Below are 16,676 nucleotides of genomic sequence, written 5' to 3'. Positions count from 1 at the left end.
GGCAGCATGACTAAATTTTCAACAGAGAACTGAACGTCGAAAAGTGGGATGTATCAACTTAAATAGAGTTTTACAATACGTAAGAAGCCTGATTTTTTGATCCGAACAATCAGGAGTCCTTCATTAACCTGTTATTGAGATGACCGGATTCACCTTATTGTTCATTTAAACGATTTAATACTTATATGATCAGACATATTAAAAACTTTACTAATAAGGCTGTATCTGCTGTCATTCCAACTCTCTGGAAATCGTACTCTGAGCTTGCGTACTGGAAAAAAAGAAAAAAAGAAGAGGGAGAGTTTTCAAATGATCACTACTCTTTTTTCTACACGACTCATTTTGATTTTTCATTGAATGATTATGCCGGCAAACGAATAATTGACATCGGGTGTGGGCCGCGCGGCAGCCTCGAGTGGGCTCAAAATGCATCGGAACGAATAGGACTCGACCCGCTAGCCGACAAATATCTTTCTTTGGGAGCTGACAAACACCAGATGCAATATGTTTCTTCAGCCTCAGAAAACATCCCGTTTCAAGACTCACATTTCGATATCACCTGTTCTTTCAATTCTCTGGATCATGTCGAAAATGTTGAAAAATCAATCGCTGAAATTAAGCGGATTACCAAACCGGGCGGATATTTTTTACTGCTGGTTGAAATTAATCATGAACCTACCAATTGCGAACCACACGAATTGACACCCGGTATTATTGAAAATTTCAAGCCGGATTTTGAATGTGATCTGTTAAGAGTGTATCCCAGTGTTGAAGGCGGGCTTTATAATTCAATTCAGGCCTCAGAACCTGTTGCAGACCCATTTCAGCATGAAGGGCCGGGCTGGTTATCTGCCAAATTCACAAAACGATAAAACCGGAACCTGTATTAGTGCCTTCAAATCACTCCGGGATGTCAATTCTCGCGTAGCCAAAAGGTAAAAAATTCCTGCGTGTAATATCATCCATCTGAGATTCACTTTAATTTTTTCATGTCACAAGAACCCAGCATTTCACTTATTATTTGCACCTACAATCGGGCAGAATACCTGAGTGACTCCCTCAACACCCTGATTCAGTCGGCGAGGGGCCGGTCTGTTGAAATCCTGGTTATTGATAACAACTCATCAGATAATACGCGCAAGGTTTGTCAGGAATATTCCGCCAAAACTGAGAAAACCGGTGATGATCTTGCACTTCATTATGTGTTGGAAACAAACCAGGGACTTTCATTTGCCCGAAACCGAGGCATTGAGGAGGCAAATGCTCCTGTCATTATTTTTCTGGATGATGATATCACCGTTCCAAGCTCTTTTACAGATTCCTGGCTTTCATTTTTTGCTGATCATCCGGAGGCCCGGGCAGCAGGTGGGAAAATTCACGTTCAGTTTGATGATCCGCGTCCTAAATGGATGTCAGATTTCCTGTTGCCGCTGTTAGGACATCATGACCACGGAGACTCCATCAAACCATACTCCAACAGAAATTACCCTTTTGGAGGAAACATGGCGTTTAAAGCCGGTATTTTTGATGAGTACGGCACATTTAACACAGAACTGGGGCGCATCGGCAGTGATCTGAAAGCAAGTGAAGAGAAAGAGTTTTTCCGAAGGCTTCAACAGGATGGCGTAAAAATATATTTTGTACCTAAAGCCTTACTTTATCACAGGGTCAATAAATCAAGGCTGACAAAAGATTACATCCGCCGGCAGGCTGTAGGACTGGGCCAGAGTATTGCCCTTCAGATGAAGCGAAAGCCCGGCAGCCGTAAAATTACTACCATTTTCAAAGAAGTCGGAAAATGGGCGGCTACAATTGCTTTGTTTATCTTCTACAGTTTTAAACTTCAGGGTTCTAAAGGTGTTATGCTTCTTAAATTTAGATATTGGATTCTGCAGGGAATATCTTCTCTAAACAGGACATGAACATGTACCTTAAAGAAATCAACCAAAACCATTGATTCTGATAGAAATCTAAGAAATGGATACACCCGTTTTCATTGTAGGATGTGACCGTTCAGGCACAACGCTGCTGAGCTTAATTTTAAGCCAATCACCAGATTTACACGTCACGCTTGAATCAGGCTTCATCCCGGATTTATACAAAAAGAGAAGTGACTATGGCGATTTTAGCACTGCGAAAAACCGGTGGTATTTTATAAGAGACCTTCAAACAACCTGGGCAACATCCAAAACAATCGCTTTTGATATTTTTGGATTGAATGACGAGCAGGCAGAGGATGCCCTCAAAAAAGCCGCCCCCACCGACTATGCAGGTGCCATTGACGCTTTGTTTAACAGAACCGCCGAAATACAAGACAAAAACTGCTGGGGGAATAAAACCCCCAAATATGTTCTTCATATACCGCTGCTACATCAGTTATTTCCGACGGCCAAAATAATTCACATTGTCAGGGATCCGCGCGATGTGTCAGCAAGTATAGTGAAGGCCGGCTGGACGTCTACTATTAAAGAAGCGGCAATTTATTGGAATGAGCACGTGTCGGCCGGTTTAGAGGGCCGCAACCTGAAGGACGGCCTGTATTATGAATTTAAATATGAAACTCTGCTGCAACATCCGGAGGAAGAGACTGAGCGTATTTGTAAATGGTTGGGGATTGGCTTTCAGGATGATATTTTGCATAGTTATAGGGATGATGATAACCGGTCATCAATAGTGAAGCACGACCATTTGTTTGATTTGATCGGGGAACCTATCGACCCATCCAGAGCTTATGCATGGAAGAAATCAATGAGCAGGGCAGACATTGCCGAAATAGAAGACGTGAACCGCGACCTTATAAAAGAGTTTAATTATCAGCTGACGGGAACAAAAATTCCGTTGCAACGAAAACTGTACAGAGGAATCTACGACACAATGGTATCAGCCGGCCAGAAATTGGGCAGAAATATTGCTAAAAAGCTCTGAGTGTTTAACGGATTACCAATTGCTGATAGATTGACTTAAATTTTGCTGCTTCCCGATTAACGTCAAACTCTTTTTCCACATGCTTTCGCCCCGCTCTGCTAATCGCCTGAATCTCTTCCTCAGATGCATCCAGCAACCGCTCCATATTTGTTGCAATACCTGCCACATCTCCTTCCTCGGTCAGGAACCGATGGTTTTTATCCGGAATCATTTCGGGAATTCCTGAATGAAATGTACTTAAACACGGCAACCCTGCCGCCTGGGCTTCTGCCAAAACTGTGGGAGTTCCTTCTTTGTCCCCGCTTCTTGAGGTTTTGCTGTTCAGAACAAAGGCATCTGCTATATATAGATGGCTGATCACCTGTGAGTGCGGCAAACTTCCAAGCAATTCTACACAATCTGTCAAATTCTGTGAATCAATAAACGACTTGATTTCCTGCCTGTCACCACCCTCTCCAATGATACTGAAACGGAGGGAAGCCTTTGATTTATTCAGTACCGATTTAAATGCTGTAATGGAATCGAGGTGTCCCTTTTTCTCCGATAGTCTTCCCACACTTAAAAAGCGCCGTACGGGATAGGAGGGTTTCCTGTAGACTATGTCATCAATTTTGGTTCCAAGATGCACAACCTTAGTTTGCTCCTCAGAAAACCCCGCGCCTATAGCCCTTGTCTTCATCTCTTCCGACAATACCGTGATCCGTGCTGCAACTCTTGACAGATTCCGGTACGATTGTCTCCAATACTCGTCCTTCAAAAGTTCAGATATATCATACCCGTAAAAAGTGACTACCAGAGGGATGTTCAACTCTTCTGCCACAGGTGCAAGAAATGCCCCCATGGGTCCGAAGTGAGCATGAAGAACATCCGGCTTCTTCTTTTGAAGCATTTTTTTAAGGCGTTTTCTGTATACGGGCCAGGCAGATACTTCGGTTTTTCTCCCCAACATTTTATCTCTGGAAAGATTCCATATGCGCGGTACATTCCAAAGCGGAAGGCTCAGCTCCCTCACCCCGTTAAAAGGCCGTTCCTGTTTATTCAGGTGATTAAACGTAATAACCTCAACCCGAACATCCTGTTTTTGGAGGCTCGTCAAATAGTCGTATATAAAGGTCTCTGATAGTTTGGAAAAAGAATGACTAAAGTGAACTGTATGCATATACCATTTTTTTGTTGAGCCAGATTAACTAAAATTATCGTTAACTTCGCGTTTTAACCAATTCAAAGTCAGGCAGCCGGCACCTTGGGCATTATCATTCGACAAAGTATTCAAAATACGCTTATATCCTATGTTGGTATTGGTCTCGGTTTTGTCTCGACGATTCTTCTTTTCCCAAATATACTCACTACCAATCAATTCGGCTTAACCCGTCTGCTATTGTCAGTTGGCTTGATTTGTGTTCAGATTTCTCAGTTGGGAATGAAGAACGTTATCATACGCTACTTTCCATACTATCAGCGCTCGGATGACTCCAGGCACCGGCTGCTTACACTAACGCTTGGAGTCCCGTTTATAGGTTTCGTCTTATTTACCTTGTTGCTGTTTCTTTTTCAGGATACCCTTACTTCCTATTACTCTAATGAGTCGGATCTGTTTGCTGAATATGTACTCTACCTCATTCCGTTGGTCTTCGCAATTCTGTTTTTTGAGGTTCTGAACAGCTATGTGCGTGCCATGAAAGATTCTGTCACAGGTTCAGTTGTAAATGAAATCGCAGTACGAGTCTTAATCATATCACTGCTTGGAGTATATTTTTTTGATTTGCTGACGTTTCGGGAATTCATGATCATTTTTGTCGGAATTTACTCTATACAACCGGTTTATATGCTAATCTATCTCGCCCGGAAAAAACAACTGGGTTTTGCTCTACCGTTTCAAAGTGAAACGAAAAGGCTTTACAAGGGGATGACCGTATACGGGTTCTATTCTGTCCTGGGGGGCCTTGCAACTCTGATGGTTGGAAATATTGATATTATAATGCTGGGCTCAATGGTAGACTACAGCAGTGCAGCCATTTACGCTATAGCATTTTACATAGGTACTGTGATTGCAGTTCCACAGCGTTCCATAAATAAAATAGCAGCACCCTTGATCGCCGATTTCTTCAAAAGCAAAAAATACGGTAACATAGAAGTTCTCTACAGGCGTACAGCTCTTAACCAACTGATTGCCGGAAGTTTGTTATATGTTGGAATTTGGGCAAACCTTCACAATGTCATTGACCTGCTGCCGGCTGAATATGTTGAAATCTATTATGTAGTGGTGATCCTGGGGCTTGCAAAGCTATTCGATATGGCCACCGGGATAAACGGCCATATTATCATTAATTCAAAACACTTCCGCTTCGATCTGTACACGAACATTTTGCTGGCTGTACTAACCGTCATTACCAATTACATGTTGATTCCACTTTACGGGCTTGAAGGCGCCGCTGTTGCCACGGCTCTATCCATCTTTATCTATAATTTCGTCAAGTTTATTTTTGTCTGGATAAAGTTCGACATGCAGCCGTTTCAGCTTAATGCGGTTTGGGTCATACTTATTGCTGGAGCCTGCCTTATTATCGCTGAGCAGATTCCCTATATGCTCAATTTTTTTGTTGACGTAATCATAAGGTCGCTCGTAATTCTAACCCTATTTACTTCAGCAGTAATTATGTTCAGACTTTCTGAAGATTTTGAAAATCTGGCAGCCGAATCCCTAAGACGACTCAAAATTTTGTTAACCCGAAAATAAACTTATTCTATGAAAGCACTGATCGTCGACAACGCATCCGGTACTCCTGTGATGGTACCCGGCACGCACGACAAACCCGAACCCGGACCGAACGAACTGCTAGTAAAAATTGAAGCAACCGCGCTCAACCGGGCCGATCTGCTCCAAAAAGCCGGTAACTACCCCATTCCCGAAAATGCGTCCCCCATTCTTGGACTCGAGATGTCGGGAACGGTTGAAAAGGCAGGCACAGAGACTCGCCGCTTCAAACCCGGAGATTACATAATGGGGCTTCTGCCCGGCGGCGGATATGCCGAATACTGTGTCATCAGGGACGATCATGCCATGGCAAAACCTGAGGCGCTCTCTTTTGAGGAAGCAGCAGCTATCCCGGAAGTATTCCTGACCGCCTTCCAGGGACTTTTCTGGATCGGTGAGCTCTATGATGATGAAACAGTGCTGATTCACGCCGGTGCAAGTGGCGTGGGAACAGCTGCCATTCAGCTTGCGAAACAGGTTTCTGGAACCACTATTATCACAACGGCAGGCACCGAAGCCAAGCTGGATTTATGCAGACATCTTGGCGCCGGATTAGCTTTAAACTATAAAGAAGAAAATTTTGACGAAGCCATTGAACGTCAATTTGGAGACTCGGCCGTTGATGTTATCCTCGATTTTGTAGGGGCTTCATACTGGCATCAAAACATGGAGGTCCTTGCCATGGACGGACGCCTTGTGCATCTCGGACTTCTCGGAGGCGCATCAGTTGATAGCGTCAACCTGGGCACAATTTTACGTAAACGGCTCACTGTTCGAGGCTCCACGCTGCGCAACCGAAGTGACGAGTATAAAGCCCTCCTCACTGAAGAGTTTACCGACCGGTTTGCCGGTTTATTCGATGACGGAACCCTGCGGCCGGTCATTGATTCAATCTATGAATGGGAAGAAGCTGAGGAAGCCCATCAACGAATGAAACACAATGAGAATGCAGGTAAGATCGTACTTAACGGGATGTGACACTTTTAGACCTGAGGCTGTCCAAAAAGGGCGTCATCCCGCACTCGATGCGGGATCTCCATCCGTTGATATTGGCAGGAGATACCGGATCGGGGTCCGGTATGACGGAATGGATAACATAATAGCACTAGAACGCCCTTTTTAGACAGCCTCAAGGTCTCGCTGATAGAATAAACCTCTCCTCTGAGAAGGAGACAGAATATTGAGCGCCCAGCGAACATTCAGAGGTGGGTCCGTTCATGCCCGAAAATGCAATTTCAAAACCAATCAATGAACAACCAAACATCCAATTCAAAGTCACTAATCGTCATCGGCGGGGGTGCCGCCGGATTTTTTACCGCTGTGAATGCAGCTCGAATGAACCCTTCACTAAACGTAAACATCCTTGAAAAGTCACGTGAAGTCCTCTCTAAAGTTCGGGTTTCCGGCGGCGGGCGCTGCAATGTAACCCATCACTGTTTTGATCCGGATCTGCTCTCAAAAGCATATCCGCGCGGAGAGAAGGTTTTGCGCTGGAGTTTTGAACAGTTCCAGGCCAGTGATACTGTTGAGTGGTTCAAACTGCGTGGCATAGAACTCAAGACGGAGGATGACGGGCGCATGTTTCCGGTTACCGACAATTCTGAAACGATCATCAACTGCCTGATGGCCGAAGCCAAAAAGTACAATGTTCAGATAAGAACCAAAACCAAAGTCAACTCGATAGAGCTACTGGACAATGGCGGTTTCAAACTGACTATTCATAAATCCAATTCCTTGAACTGTGACCACCTCGTAGTGGCAACCGGGGGATACAATCGCGAGAGCGCCTACAGCTGGCTGAGGGAATTGGGGCACTCGATCAATACTCCGGTACCATCCCTTTTTACCTTCAACTTTCGGGAGAAGATGTTTACCGACCTCGCCGGAATTTCAGTCGAACATGCAAAGGTTTCCATAAAAGAAACTCGCTATAGTGAGGTTGGTCCTGTTTTAATAACTCACTGGGGATTAAGCGGACCGGCAGTTTTGAAACTTTCAGCCTGGGCAGCACGCGAGCTGTATGAAAAAGAGTATCGATATGATGTTCAGATTAATTGGCTTCATCCACAGACCAACGAGGATGTAAGGAATACGCTCAAACAGTTACGGGAAGATCAGCCACGTAAGCAGATCAAGAATCAGACTGAGTTCCCCTTCTCCTCGAGACTTTGGCAGCGATTTTTACAGCTTGCAGATATCACTCCCGAAAAGCGGTGGTCAGACGTGTCGAATAAGGAGATTCACGAGTTGACGAAACAGCTTGTTCATCCGACGTATGCCATTCAGGGTAAAACAACTTACAAAGAGGAGTTTGTAACTTGCGGGGGTATTCCGCTCAGCGAGGTGGATCCCGACACACTGGAAAGCAAACAGGTTCCGGGCATTCATTTTGTAGGTGAAGTTCTCGATATCGACGGCATCACGGGCGGATTCAATTTCCAGGCTGCCTGGACAAATGGCTGGCTGGCTGCTCAGGCAGTCAGCAGTGAATAAGTTACAGCGTCACAGATTTCACTTGCGCGACTGATTTTTTCTTTTAAATTGTTATGCTACATATGGTTGAGCGTTTCTTTAAATCATCATAAACATAATGGAGATTTTATATGAATGCAGCAGAGAGTAGCTCACAACAATCATGGTTCGTTTCTAACCGGCACTTCGCAATTGAATTTCTCCGCATCTTTCTTGGCGGACTTCTGTTTACAAAGGGTTATATCTTCATCGAGAATATCAATGAAATTTATGGCCTCATAGAAGAGAACATGGAGTACTCGTCGTTCGTGATTGCCCATTATGTAGCCATTGCTCATCTTGTAGGTGGACTCATGTTACTTTTTGGTTTATATACACGGCTTGCCTCAATCATTCAGCTTCCGGTGCTGATCGGGGCTGTATTTTTTATTGATACTCAGGATACAATGCTGGCAACCGGATCACAGTTTGAATACTCTATTCTGGTAATGGTACTGCTTCTCGTCTTTACTGTGTACGGTGGCGGTAAATGGTCAGCCGATCACCGGATTATCCGGAAGAAAAAAAAGAAATAGCCGGATTGATGCTTCAAAAAAGAGCATGGCTGGCTAATTGCAAAGAGCATTTTAAAGAACTACTTACACTTGCTTTAATGAATTTAAGGTTTGTCAGGAGTATAATATCACAAAAACTTACTCGCTAAATTAGCCAGCTCAGACCGCTCTCCCTTCTCCATATTAATGTGGGCGTAAATATTGTTATTGTTCAGCCGGTCTACGAGATAGGATAGCCCATTGCTTTGGGCATCCAGGTATGGCGTGTCGATCTGGAAAATATCGCCTGTGAAGATAATCTTCGTGTTTTCCCCTGCACGTGTTATGATCGTTTTAATCTCATGAGGCGTCAGGTTCTGGGCTTCATCAACAATGAAAATTACGTTGCTTAAACTTCGACCTCGAATGTAGGCCAGCGGCACGATAGACAGCTTCTCTGCCTGAACCATCTCATCCAGCTTCTGATACGCTTTACTCGACTCTTTGTATTGGTTCTTGATGATATTCAGATTATCCCAGAGCGGCTGCATGTAGGGATCGATTTTAGACTGGGCATCACCCGGGAGAAAACCAATGTCGCGGTTACTAAGCGGCACAATGGGACGCGCCATGAAAATCTGGCGATACTCACGACGCTGTTCAAGTGCACCTGCCAGGGCAAGGAGAGTCTTACCGGTTCCGGCTGCCCCCGTGATGGAAACCAGCTGAATCGCAGGATTCATTATTGCGTGCAGTGCAAACGTCTGCTCTGCATTTCGCGGAGTGATGCCGTAGGCATTCATCCGTTTTACCAGCTCAACCTGCTCCGACTCAGGATTGTAGTACCCCAGTGCGGAGCTGGAGTGATTTTTCAGAATATAAAAGTGATTGCTTACCGGCGGTGAAGGCTCAAGATCTTTAGGATTAACGTGCCCATCTTTGTACAACTTGCTTATGTGAGTGTTCTCATCAAATTCAAGATCAGTTTTACCGCGATACAGGTGATCAATATCCTTTATACGAATTGTTTCATAATCTTCGGCATCAAGACTGAGTGCGCGGGCTTTCAGCCGCAGGTTGATATCTTTCGAAACCAGCACAACTTTCTTCTTTTTCTCTGACTCCTTCAGCTTCATGGCCGAATTCAGAATCCGGTGATCGTTCTTTTTTGACCCAAACACCTCGTTCGCATCCGTTGTGCTATTTTCATCATTGATAACACGAATATTACCGTGGGTTTTTCCGTTTAGCGGAATCCACTTCTGCATCATATTGGCATCAGAAATGCTGTCAAGATACCGGATGAATTCGCGCGCATGCAGATTGGTCACCGAATTCCCTTTCTTGAACGAATCCAGTTCTTCAAGAACGGTGATTGGGATCGCTACATCATGCTTTTCGAAATTTTTAACAGCGTCGGAGTCGTAGAGGAGAACAGATGTGTCGAGAACAAAAATCTTGTTCACTTTCTTAGGTTTGGGCATAAAACCATCCAAAGTTAAAGCTCACAATCACGGAAAAATGTGTGATTGATTTCAATCTTCCTCACTATACTCAAACCTGTTGATAGAATCAATTGATTGGCCATTTCTTCATTATAGCTTAATATGGAATGGTTGAGTTCTGAGTGATTAATGATGAGTGATTGCAAATTCCCTTTTTGCTCTTGCCTGCCTTCCGGCTGATGGTTACTATTTTACCTTAATCATCAATAGAAGTCAGCTGCTTGTTAGTCTAACTTTATTCCGAATTAAATTGAAAAACCTCGAACTCAAAATCCCGCCGGCTGTTGTATTTATTGTCTGTGTTGGTCTCATCTGGGCTATCAACTACCTGCTTCCTTCTCCGTTTTATATCTCTGTCAGCAACTGGATCGTACGAACACTATTGGGTTTAGGAGTACTTATGGGGGTTTCCGGTGTGATACAATTTGCGATTCAGTCTACGTCGGTCAATCCTCACAAACCATACCATGCCAGCTCAATTGTCAAAACAGGCGTTTACAGACTGAGCCGAAACCCCATGTATCTCAGTATGCTGATCATACTCCTGGCCGCCGTACTGAAAATTGGTCATCCTCTTGGATTCATCATACTTCCTTTTTATGTCTGGTATATGAATCGCTTCCAGATCATACCGGAGGAAAAAGTGATGGAAAAGAAATTTGGTGACGCACATCGAAGCTACAAGCGGCAGGTCAGGCGATGGATTTGAAAGTTAATTTCGAAACGCCCTTATCACGAAATCAGCCACCAGCTCCCCCCGTCATATGATACAGCCCGATTCCCGTTGCAATAGCCGCGTTCAAACTTTCAACAGCGGAACTATGTCCCGGAATGCCAACTTTGGTTCTTTGAGATAGAAACAGATGGTCAGATATCCCATTACCTTCATTCCCAATCACAAGAATAGATTTTTTTTCAGGTTTTATAGATTGAAGGTTGATCGAATCATCCCCTCCATCCATCAGATACACCTGCCAATCTACGTTTTCAAATTCACCTAACAGCTCTGCAAGGTCACCTTTTGCATAATCCAAAGCGCCTGTTGCTCCGGCTGTACTTCTGACAACCTTGGGGTGAAACGGATCGGCTGTCCCGTTCCCAATCAAAAGCCCCGCTGCGCCAAACCAGGCTGCTGTTCGAATAATCGTGCCAACATTACCCGGATCCTGTACCGCATCAAATGCAACCATCAAACCTGACTCTTTTTGATGTAGCCCCCTTGCCTCTTCCGGCACTTTACAAATCGCCAGGATTCCCTGCGGTGTATCGGTATCAGATAAGGACTCAAATTCTGTACGTTCCACCTCATAAGCAGCTGCCTCAAAATCAAAACCGGCTCTATACCCTTTCTCGAGGATGATGGATTCAACCTTCAAAAAACCATTCTCAACAATTTGCTCAACACACCGCTCCCCTTCCGCAAGGAACAGTCCCTCTTTTTTTCGGTATTTCGTCTGCTGAAGCTTTCTCCAGAGTTTAAGCTGATTGTTCGACGCCGGTCTGATCTGCATAATTATTTACCTTTACTGGGATTGGGTTTGATCACAGCAGCTTCTATATTTCAGGAAACCGCAACACACACATGGAAAGTATGAAAGATTTTTTGAGTACGCTCGGCATCAAAGAGAATAATCATGGGACATCAACGGGGCAGGAGTTTTTCTCCGGCAAATCACCATCAGAAATAACCAGCCACACACCTTCTGACGGATCTGAAATTGCAACCGTCACCGAAACCACTCAAAAAGATTTCGAACGGGTGGTTCAAACATCACAAGAAGCGTTTAAGAACTGGCGCATGACACCGGCACCCCAGCGCGGCGAAATTGTTCGCCAGATTGGTGAAAAACTCAGAAAATATAAAGAGCCGCTCGGTAAACTGGTTTCCTATGAGATGGGCAAAATCTACCAGGAAGGCTTGGGTGAAGTTCAGGAGATGATAGACATTTGTGACTTTGCGCTCGGTCAGTCGCGCATGCTATACGGAAACACGATGCACTCCGAACGGCCTCAGCACCGTATGTACGAACAGTGGCATCCACTCGGACCAGTTGGGGTGATTTCAGCCTTTAATTTTCCCGTTGCCGTTTACAGCTGGAACGCCATGATCGCCGCCGTCTGTGGTGATACCGTGATCTGGAAAGCATCAGAGAAGACGCCGCTCTGCTCCATTGCTGTTCAAAATATCGTTGCGGAAGTTCTGAAGGAAAATGACCTGCCGGAAGGGATTTTTTCACTCATAACCGGAGGACGCGAGGTTGGTGAATGGATGACCAAAGATGACCGAATTCCGCTGATCTCCGCGACCGGTTCCATTCCTATGGGAAAACAGGTAGCACAAACCGTGGGGGCGCGTCTTGGAAAAACAATCCTCGAGCTTGGTGGCAACAACGCCATTATAATTAGTAAAGATGCTGACCTGGAGATGACGATACGCGCCGTGGTATTTGGCGCCGCTGGAACAGCCGGTCAGCGCTGTACAAGTACACGCCGGCTCATTATTCATGAGTCTGTCTATGATGAAATTAAAGAGCGCCTGACATCCATCTATAAAAGCATTCAGATCGGTGACCCGCTTGATCCTGATACGCTTGTCGGACCACTGATTGATAAGGATGCAGTGAATGCAATGCAAAACGCGCTTCAGAAAATAAAAGATGAAGGCGGCTCCATTGTATGCGGCGGAGATGTTCTGGAGAATCTTGAAGGCCACTACGTGAAACCGGCTATTGCCGAAGTTGAAAATCACTATGACATTGTGCAAAACGAGACGTTCGCACCAATCCTCTACCTCATCAAATACAGTGAATTTGAGGAGGCAATCTCCTATCACAATGGCGTGCGGCAGGGCCTCAGCTCCTCTATCTTTACACTGAACATGCGTGAAGCCGAAACCTTCCTGAGTCATCGCGGATCCGATTGCGGTATTGCCAACGTGAATATCGGAACCAGCGGCGCGGAAATCGGCGGTGCGTTTGGCGGCGAGAAAGAGACCGGCGGGGGACGCGAATCCGGCTCCGATGCCTGGAAAGCGTATATGCGCCGACAGACCAACACAATCAACTGGGGTGATGAACTTCCATTGGCACAGGGAATCGAGTTTGATGTTTAAAATAAATCAGTGCCTGGTCGCCGCCCTGCTGTTGTTGATCATGATTGGCTGCGGAAGCAGTGATGTTCAGGAATCTGTAAATGAAGATACACTGGTTCTAACCGTTGATCTTGAGAACCGGCATCAAACCGTGCACAATTTTGGCGCTTCGGATGCATGGAGCACACAGTTTGTGGGCAAAAACTGGCCGCTGGAGAAACGTGAGCAGATCGCCGATCTGCTGTTCAGCAGTGAACTGGATTCTGACGGCAACCCTATGGGAATAGGGCTTTCGGCCTGGCGATTTAACATCGGGGCGGGAAGTGCACGGCAGGGTGACGAGAGCGGTATCAGCGATCCATGGCGGCGGTCGGAAAGTTTTCTCACGGCCGACAGTACCTATGACTGGAACCGGCAGCAAGGCCAGCAGTGGTTCCTGGAAGCAGCAGATCAGCGGGGAGTCGAAACACTCATCGGGTTCGTCAACAGTTCGCCCGTGCTGCTCACTAAAAACGGAAAAGCGTTTGGTGATGGGAGCGGGAACGCAAATATCTCCCCGGAGCATTACGATGATTTCGCTGACTATCTTGCCAGGATTGGTCAGTATTTTGATGAAAACGGGACGCCTCTCTCCTACATCAGTCCGGTAAACGAACCTCAGTGGGACTGGTCGGAAGGGAACGGACAGGAAGGATCACCCTATCAAAATGAAGAGATCGCCAGTGTGGTGTCCGCCCTCGATGAAAAGATCCGGGAATACGGCCTGAACACGCAGATTGAGATCCCCGAAACCGCCCAAATCGATTATCTGTATGATGGGAACCTTGAAGGACGAAGCGATCAGACCGAATTCTTTTTTGGTGATGAGAGTAGAGTCAAGGCCCTGACATCCATCAAACCAAAAATGGCGGCTCACAGTTATTTCACCACCTACCCGGTGAATGAGATGATTGAAAAACGGCGCAGTGTTTGGGATGATATTCAGCAAACAGATTCCGACCTGGAATACTGGATGACGGAGTTTTGTGTGCTGGGTGATGTGGGTGACGGACTTCAGGGCAGCGGACGTGATCTCGGGATTGATCCGGCACTTTACGTAGCCCGTGTCATGCATTATGACCTGACCATCGCTAACGCCTCCGCCTGGCAGTGGTGGCTGGGCGTGAGTCCATACGATTATAAAGACGGGCTGGTCTACATAGACCACAATATGAATGACGGCCAGGTGTACGACTCAAAAATTCTTTGGGCGATGGGTAACTTCAGCCGGTTTATCAGGCCGGGTGCCGTTCGCGTGGGAATGAGCCGGTCCGATCAGCTGTCGCCTGAAGAGTCAGCCGATCAAGTTATGGCTTCCGCCTATGTGCACCCCGAATCCGGACAGTTTGTATCGGTCATCATCAACAACGGCAATCAGCCGAGCGATCTGTTCCTCAATTTTGAAGATGTTGACGAACAGAACCTATCAGCCATCACTCCATACCTCACATCAGGCAACTCGGATTTAAGCAAGCTGCCGTCCGTTTCGTATGGCGATGCACTATCGGTACCGGCACGATCAGTTATTACGCTGACGGCAGACATTGAACTTTAGAAATTCCCAACTTATGGCACATTAGATAAAGTTTCTTTATCTATCATCTGCATTCGATTCTGAAATAATTAATATGAGTCCCCCTTAGAAAAGGGGGAATTAGGGGGATGTTTATCAGGTTTTGGTAATAACCGATGGACACCCCTCTTGCCGAAGGCACTCCTTCGGAGAAATCTCTCCGCCAGCCGGCGGAAGACTTTTTGCTCTGAGCTTTTAAAACCTACTAATCGATCTCAGGTATATTGTGCATGACATGGAGAGATAACATACTGGAAGATAACGAGCAGCTGATTATCCGATCACAGCCTCATAAAGCCTCTGTACTGGTTCCATTTGCACTTTTGGTGATCATGTTTACAGCAGGTATTTACGGCGTGGCGTTTTGGTTCTGCGTGGTTCTTGCCCTGGCCGGGGCATTAAAATCGCTCTATTTTGAGTATCTGCTCACCGACAAGCGGATCATTTCTAAATACGGCTTCTTTTACATCCGCTACCGAGAGATTCCCATCGATAAGATTGATAACATCATCTGCTGGCAAAATCCAAAAGATAAGCTGTTCGGCACGGGCCTGATCACTCTTTTCGGCACCGGCATTCGCCAGATAAAATTCTGCCGTATTGCCAACGCAATGGATTTCAAACACGCCATTTACAGCCAGCTTTCGACGGAGCCTGAACATTATTTTGAGAAGTAACTCCCGGCTGACGGCTGCATTTGGCCGTCTATCGGTTAGGTTAAGGACCACAGTTTGATATGGAAGATCTTAATAATAAAGCGCGAGCCACATCCACTCCGAAGCTATTTACCACCAGACCATCAACGCCATTGAGGCAGCTATGTATTCTCCATCTCTTGAACTCGCGTTTAAAATCGCGAATGAATTCGGAGGGGAACTGGAGGTGTTTTTTCAGTATAAGATCTAATCATTTATACTAATCAACTTGAACGACAGTGAATTGACCTTTCCTAAAGATCGTTTCTAAGATGGATTAAGTTTAATAAGTCAAACCAAGAGGCTCTATTCATGAAACCTGAAACATTCTACTTTGAAGATGACGGCTCCATTCCCAATAACGACTTACCGCTGCTGTTATACCGGAATGCATTTTCGGAACGAGGTAACGCCGGCGCCAAATGGCTGGAACGCATGTTTAAGAATAACAACTGGATGAATTCCTGGAGAAATGGCGTCTACCCGTTTCACCACTACCACAGCACGTCGCACGAGGTTCTGGGGATTTATTCAGGAGAAGCCAAACTGCATCTTGGCGGCGAGCAAGGCGAAAAGCTGGATGTAAAGGCGGGTGATGTTATTGTGATTCCGGCCGGCGTGGGACATAAAAATCTCGGGAGTGAAAACCTGGGTGTTGTTGGCGCTTATCCAAATGGCAGACATCATGATTTACTCAGGGGTGAACCAGATGACCGCCCGGAAGCAATTGAAAATATAAACTCAGTTCCTCTCCCCTCCCGTGATCCGCTTTTGGGTAAAGATGGTGGAGTTTCGGAAATTTGGGGATAGATGATTCTCCGGCTGACGATTGTCCCGAGGGATCACTTTGTGGTCTTTTTCGTCTGCCGATTAGATTAAATGTTTAAGCCACATCTATTAAGGTTTGCAGGTTGATTGAGGGATTCACTGAACAGGGTTACTATTCTCATTCATTCGTCAGCCCGCGAATACAGCGTGCAGACGAAGAATTCCATGGATACATGGGTTCCGGCTTTTAGTATCATTCCTGACTTCCGCATTGGGACACCCTGCTAAAAGTTGAATAAATCAGCCAACATTCGTTGCTC

16 protein-coding genes are annotated in these 16,676 nt (G+C 45.7%); 13 read left to right on the top strand and 3 right to left on the bottom strand.

The genetic code is table 11. From position 1 onward, the window contains the following. Positions 1-185 precede the first annotated feature (185 nt). The 3 genes from AABW11_RS12150 (at position 186) to AABW11_RS12140 (ending at position 2,925) form a co-directional block, all read left to right on the top strand. Complete coding sequence (locus tag AABW11_RS12150) at positions 186-872, top strand: class I SAM-dependent methyltransferase (protein ID WP_340105376.1); 687 nt, start codon at positions 186-188, stop codon at positions 870-872. Positions 873-989: 117 nt separating this feature from the next. After that, positions 990-1,922 carry a glycosyltransferase gene (locus AABW11_RS12145; protein WP_340105375.1) on the top strand — a complete coding sequence of 311 codons (933 nt, stop codon included), beginning with the start codon at positions 990-992 and terminating at the stop codon, positions 1,920-1,922. A 55-nt stretch (positions 1,923-1,977) separates the two neighbouring features. Next, the gene (locus tag AABW11_RS12140) at positions 1,978-2,925 is read left to right on the top strand and encodes a sulfotransferase family protein (protein ID WP_340105374.1); all 948 of its coding nucleotides are present in this window, start codon (positions 1,978-1,980) and stop codon (positions 2,923-2,925) included. Between the two features lie 4 nt (positions 2,926-2,929). On the opposite strand, the gene AABW11_RS12135 is transcribed toward AABW11_RS12140, so the two are convergent. After that, entirely contained in the window at positions 2,930-4,084 is a 1,155-nt protein-coding gene (locus tag AABW11_RS12135; RefSeq protein WP_340105373.1) for a glycosyltransferase, read from the bottom strand. Between the two features lie 84 nt (positions 4,085-4,168). Between AABW11_RS12135 and AABW11_RS12130 the strand changes: the two genes are divergently transcribed. From AABW11_RS12130 to AABW11_RS12115, 4 genes are all read left to right on the top strand, one after another. Then, on the top strand, positions 4,169-5,662 hold the full coding sequence (locus tag AABW11_RS12130) for a lipopolysaccharide biosynthesis protein (RefSeq protein WP_340105372.1): 1,494 nt from the start codon (positions 4,169-4,171) through the stop codon (positions 5,660-5,662). 9 nt (positions 5,663-5,671) lie between these two features. Beyond that, positions 5,672-6,658 (top strand): NAD(P)H-quinone oxidoreductase, encoded by a 987-nt coding sequence (locus AABW11_RS12125; RefSeq protein WP_340105371.1) that lies wholly within the window; start codon positions 5,672-5,674, stop codon positions 6,656-6,658. Between the two features lie 270 nt (positions 6,659-6,928). Next, positions 6,929-8,173: an NAD(P)/FAD-dependent oxidoreductase gene (locus AABW11_RS12120; RefSeq protein ID WP_340105370.1), complete on the top strand. Its 1,245-nt coding sequence runs from the start codon at positions 6,929-6,931 to the stop codon at positions 8,171-8,173. Between the two features lie 110 nt (positions 8,174-8,283). Beyond that, positions 8,284-8,727 (top strand): DoxX family protein, encoded by a 444-nt coding sequence (locus AABW11_RS12115; RefSeq protein WP_340105369.1) that lies wholly within the window; start codon positions 8,284-8,286, stop codon positions 8,725-8,727. 107 nt (positions 8,728-8,834) lie between these two features. On the opposite strand, the gene AABW11_RS12110 is transcribed toward AABW11_RS12115, so the two are convergent. Then, positions 8,835-10,169 (bottom strand): PhoH family protein, encoded by a 1,335-nt coding sequence (locus AABW11_RS12110; protein ID WP_340105368.1) that lies wholly within the window; start codon positions 10,167-10,169, stop codon positions 8,835-8,837. A gap of 271 nt (positions 10,170-10,440) precedes the next feature. Between AABW11_RS12110 and AABW11_RS12105 the strand changes: the two genes are divergently transcribed. Further along, on the top strand, positions 10,441-10,899 hold the full coding sequence (locus AABW11_RS12105) for a methyltransferase family protein (RefSeq protein WP_340105367.1): 459 nt from the start codon (positions 10,441-10,443) through the stop codon (positions 10,897-10,899). A 31-nt stretch (positions 10,900-10,930) separates the two neighbouring features. Here the strand turns inward: AABW11_RS12105 and AABW11_RS12100 are convergent, their stop codons facing one another. After that, positions 10,931-11,701: a TrmH family RNA methyltransferase gene (locus tag AABW11_RS12100; RefSeq protein WP_340105366.1), complete on the bottom strand. Its 771-nt coding sequence runs from the start codon at positions 11,699-11,701 to the stop codon at positions 10,931-10,933. Between the two features lie 71 nt (positions 11,702-11,772). Here AABW11_RS12100 and amaB point away from each other — a divergent pair, with 71 nt between their 5' ends. The 5 genes from amaB (at position 11,773) to AABW11_RS12075 (ending at position 16,398) form a co-directional block, all read left to right on the top strand. Then, positions 11,773-13,302 carry an L-piperidine-6-carboxylate dehydrogenase gene (gene amaB / locus AABW11_RS12095; RefSeq protein ID WP_340105365.1) on the top strand — a complete coding sequence of 510 codons (1,530 nt, stop codon included), beginning with the start codon at positions 11,773-11,775 and terminating at the stop codon, positions 13,300-13,302. Then, positions 13,295-14,875: a glycoside hydrolase gene (locus tag AABW11_RS12090; RefSeq protein WP_340105364.1), complete on the top strand. Its 1,581-nt coding sequence runs from the start codon at positions 13,295-13,297 to the stop codon at positions 14,873-14,875. Before amaB ends, AABW11_RS12090 begins: the two co-directional genes overlap by 8 nt. Positions 14,876-15,123: 248 nt before the next feature. Continuing rightward, complete coding sequence (locus tag AABW11_RS12085) at positions 15,124-15,570, top strand: PH domain-containing protein (RefSeq protein WP_340105363.1); 447 nt, start codon at positions 15,124-15,126, stop codon at positions 15,568-15,570. A 91-nt stretch (positions 15,571-15,661) separates the two neighbouring features. Further along, complete coding sequence (locus tag AABW11_RS12080; protein ID WP_340105492.1) at positions 15,662-15,799, top strand: helix-turn-helix transcriptional regulator; 138 nt, start codon at positions 15,662-15,664, stop codon at positions 15,797-15,799. 101 nt (positions 15,800-15,900) lie between these two features. After that, positions 15,901-16,398, top strand: a complete 498-nt coding sequence (locus AABW11_RS12075) for a cupin domain-containing protein (RefSeq protein ID WP_340105362.1) — start codon at positions 15,901-15,903, stop codon at positions 16,396-16,398. Positions 16,399-16,676: the final 278 nt, after the last annotated feature.

The sequence above is a fragment of the Rhodohalobacter sp. 8-1 genome, assembly GCF_038150125.1.
Taxonomy (GTDB): domain Bacteria; phylum Bacteroidota; class Rhodothermia; order Balneolales; family Balneolaceae; genus SW132.
Note: the sequence above shows the minus strand (reverse complement) of the source record. Positions and strands in the feature narration are given on the sequence as shown.

Excerpts from the sequence above, each read along its gene's own strand:
- AABW11_RS12150 (WP_340105376.1), top strand. The coding sequence starts at position 186 with ATGATCAGACATATTAAAAACTTTACTAATAAGGCTGTATCTGCTGTC.
- AABW11_RS12145 (WP_340105375.1), top strand. The coding sequence starts at position 990 with ATGTCACAAGAACCCAGCATTTCACTTATTATTTGCACCTACAATCGG.
- AABW11_RS12140 (WP_340105374.1), top strand. The coding sequence starts at position 1,978 with ATGGATACACCCGTTTTCATTGTAGGATGTGACCGTTCAGGCACAACG.
- AABW11_RS12135 (WP_340105373.1), bottom strand. The coding sequence starts at position 4,084 with ATGCATACAGTTCACTTTAGTCATTCTTTTTCCAAACTATCAGAGACC.
- AABW11_RS12125 (WP_340105371.1), top strand. The coding sequence starts at position 5,672 with ATGAAAGCACTGATCGTCGACAACGCATCCGGTACTCCTGTGATGGTA.
- AABW11_RS12120 (WP_340105370.1), top strand. The coding sequence starts at position 6,929 with ATGAACAACCAAACATCCAATTCAAAGTCACTAATCGTCATCGGCGGG.
- AABW11_RS12115 (WP_340105369.1), top strand. The coding sequence starts at position 8,284 with ATGAATGCAGCAGAGAGTAGCTCACAACAATCATGGTTCGTTTCTAAC.
- AABW11_RS12110 (WP_340105368.1), bottom strand. The coding sequence starts at position 10,169 with ATGCCCAAACCTAAGAAAGTGAACAAGATTTTTGTTCTCGACACATCT.
- AABW11_RS12100 (WP_340105366.1), bottom strand. The coding sequence starts at position 11,701 with ATGCAGATCAGACCGGCGTCGAACAATCAGCTTAAACTCTGGAGAAAG.
- amaB (WP_340105365.1), top strand. The coding sequence starts at position 11,773 with ATGGAAAGTATGAAAGATTTTTTGAGTACGCTCGGCATCAAAGAGAAT.
- AABW11_RS12090 (WP_340105364.1), top strand. The coding sequence starts at position 13,295 with ATGTTTAAAATAAATCAGTGCCTGGTCGCCGCCCTGCTGTTGTTGATC.
- AABW11_RS12085 (WP_340105363.1), top strand. The coding sequence starts at position 15,124 with ATGACATGGAGAGATAACATACTGGAAGATAACGAGCAGCTGATTATC.
- AABW11_RS12075 (WP_340105362.1), top strand. The coding sequence starts at position 15,901 with ATGAAACCTGAAACATTCTACTTTGAAGATGACGGCTCCATTCCCAAT.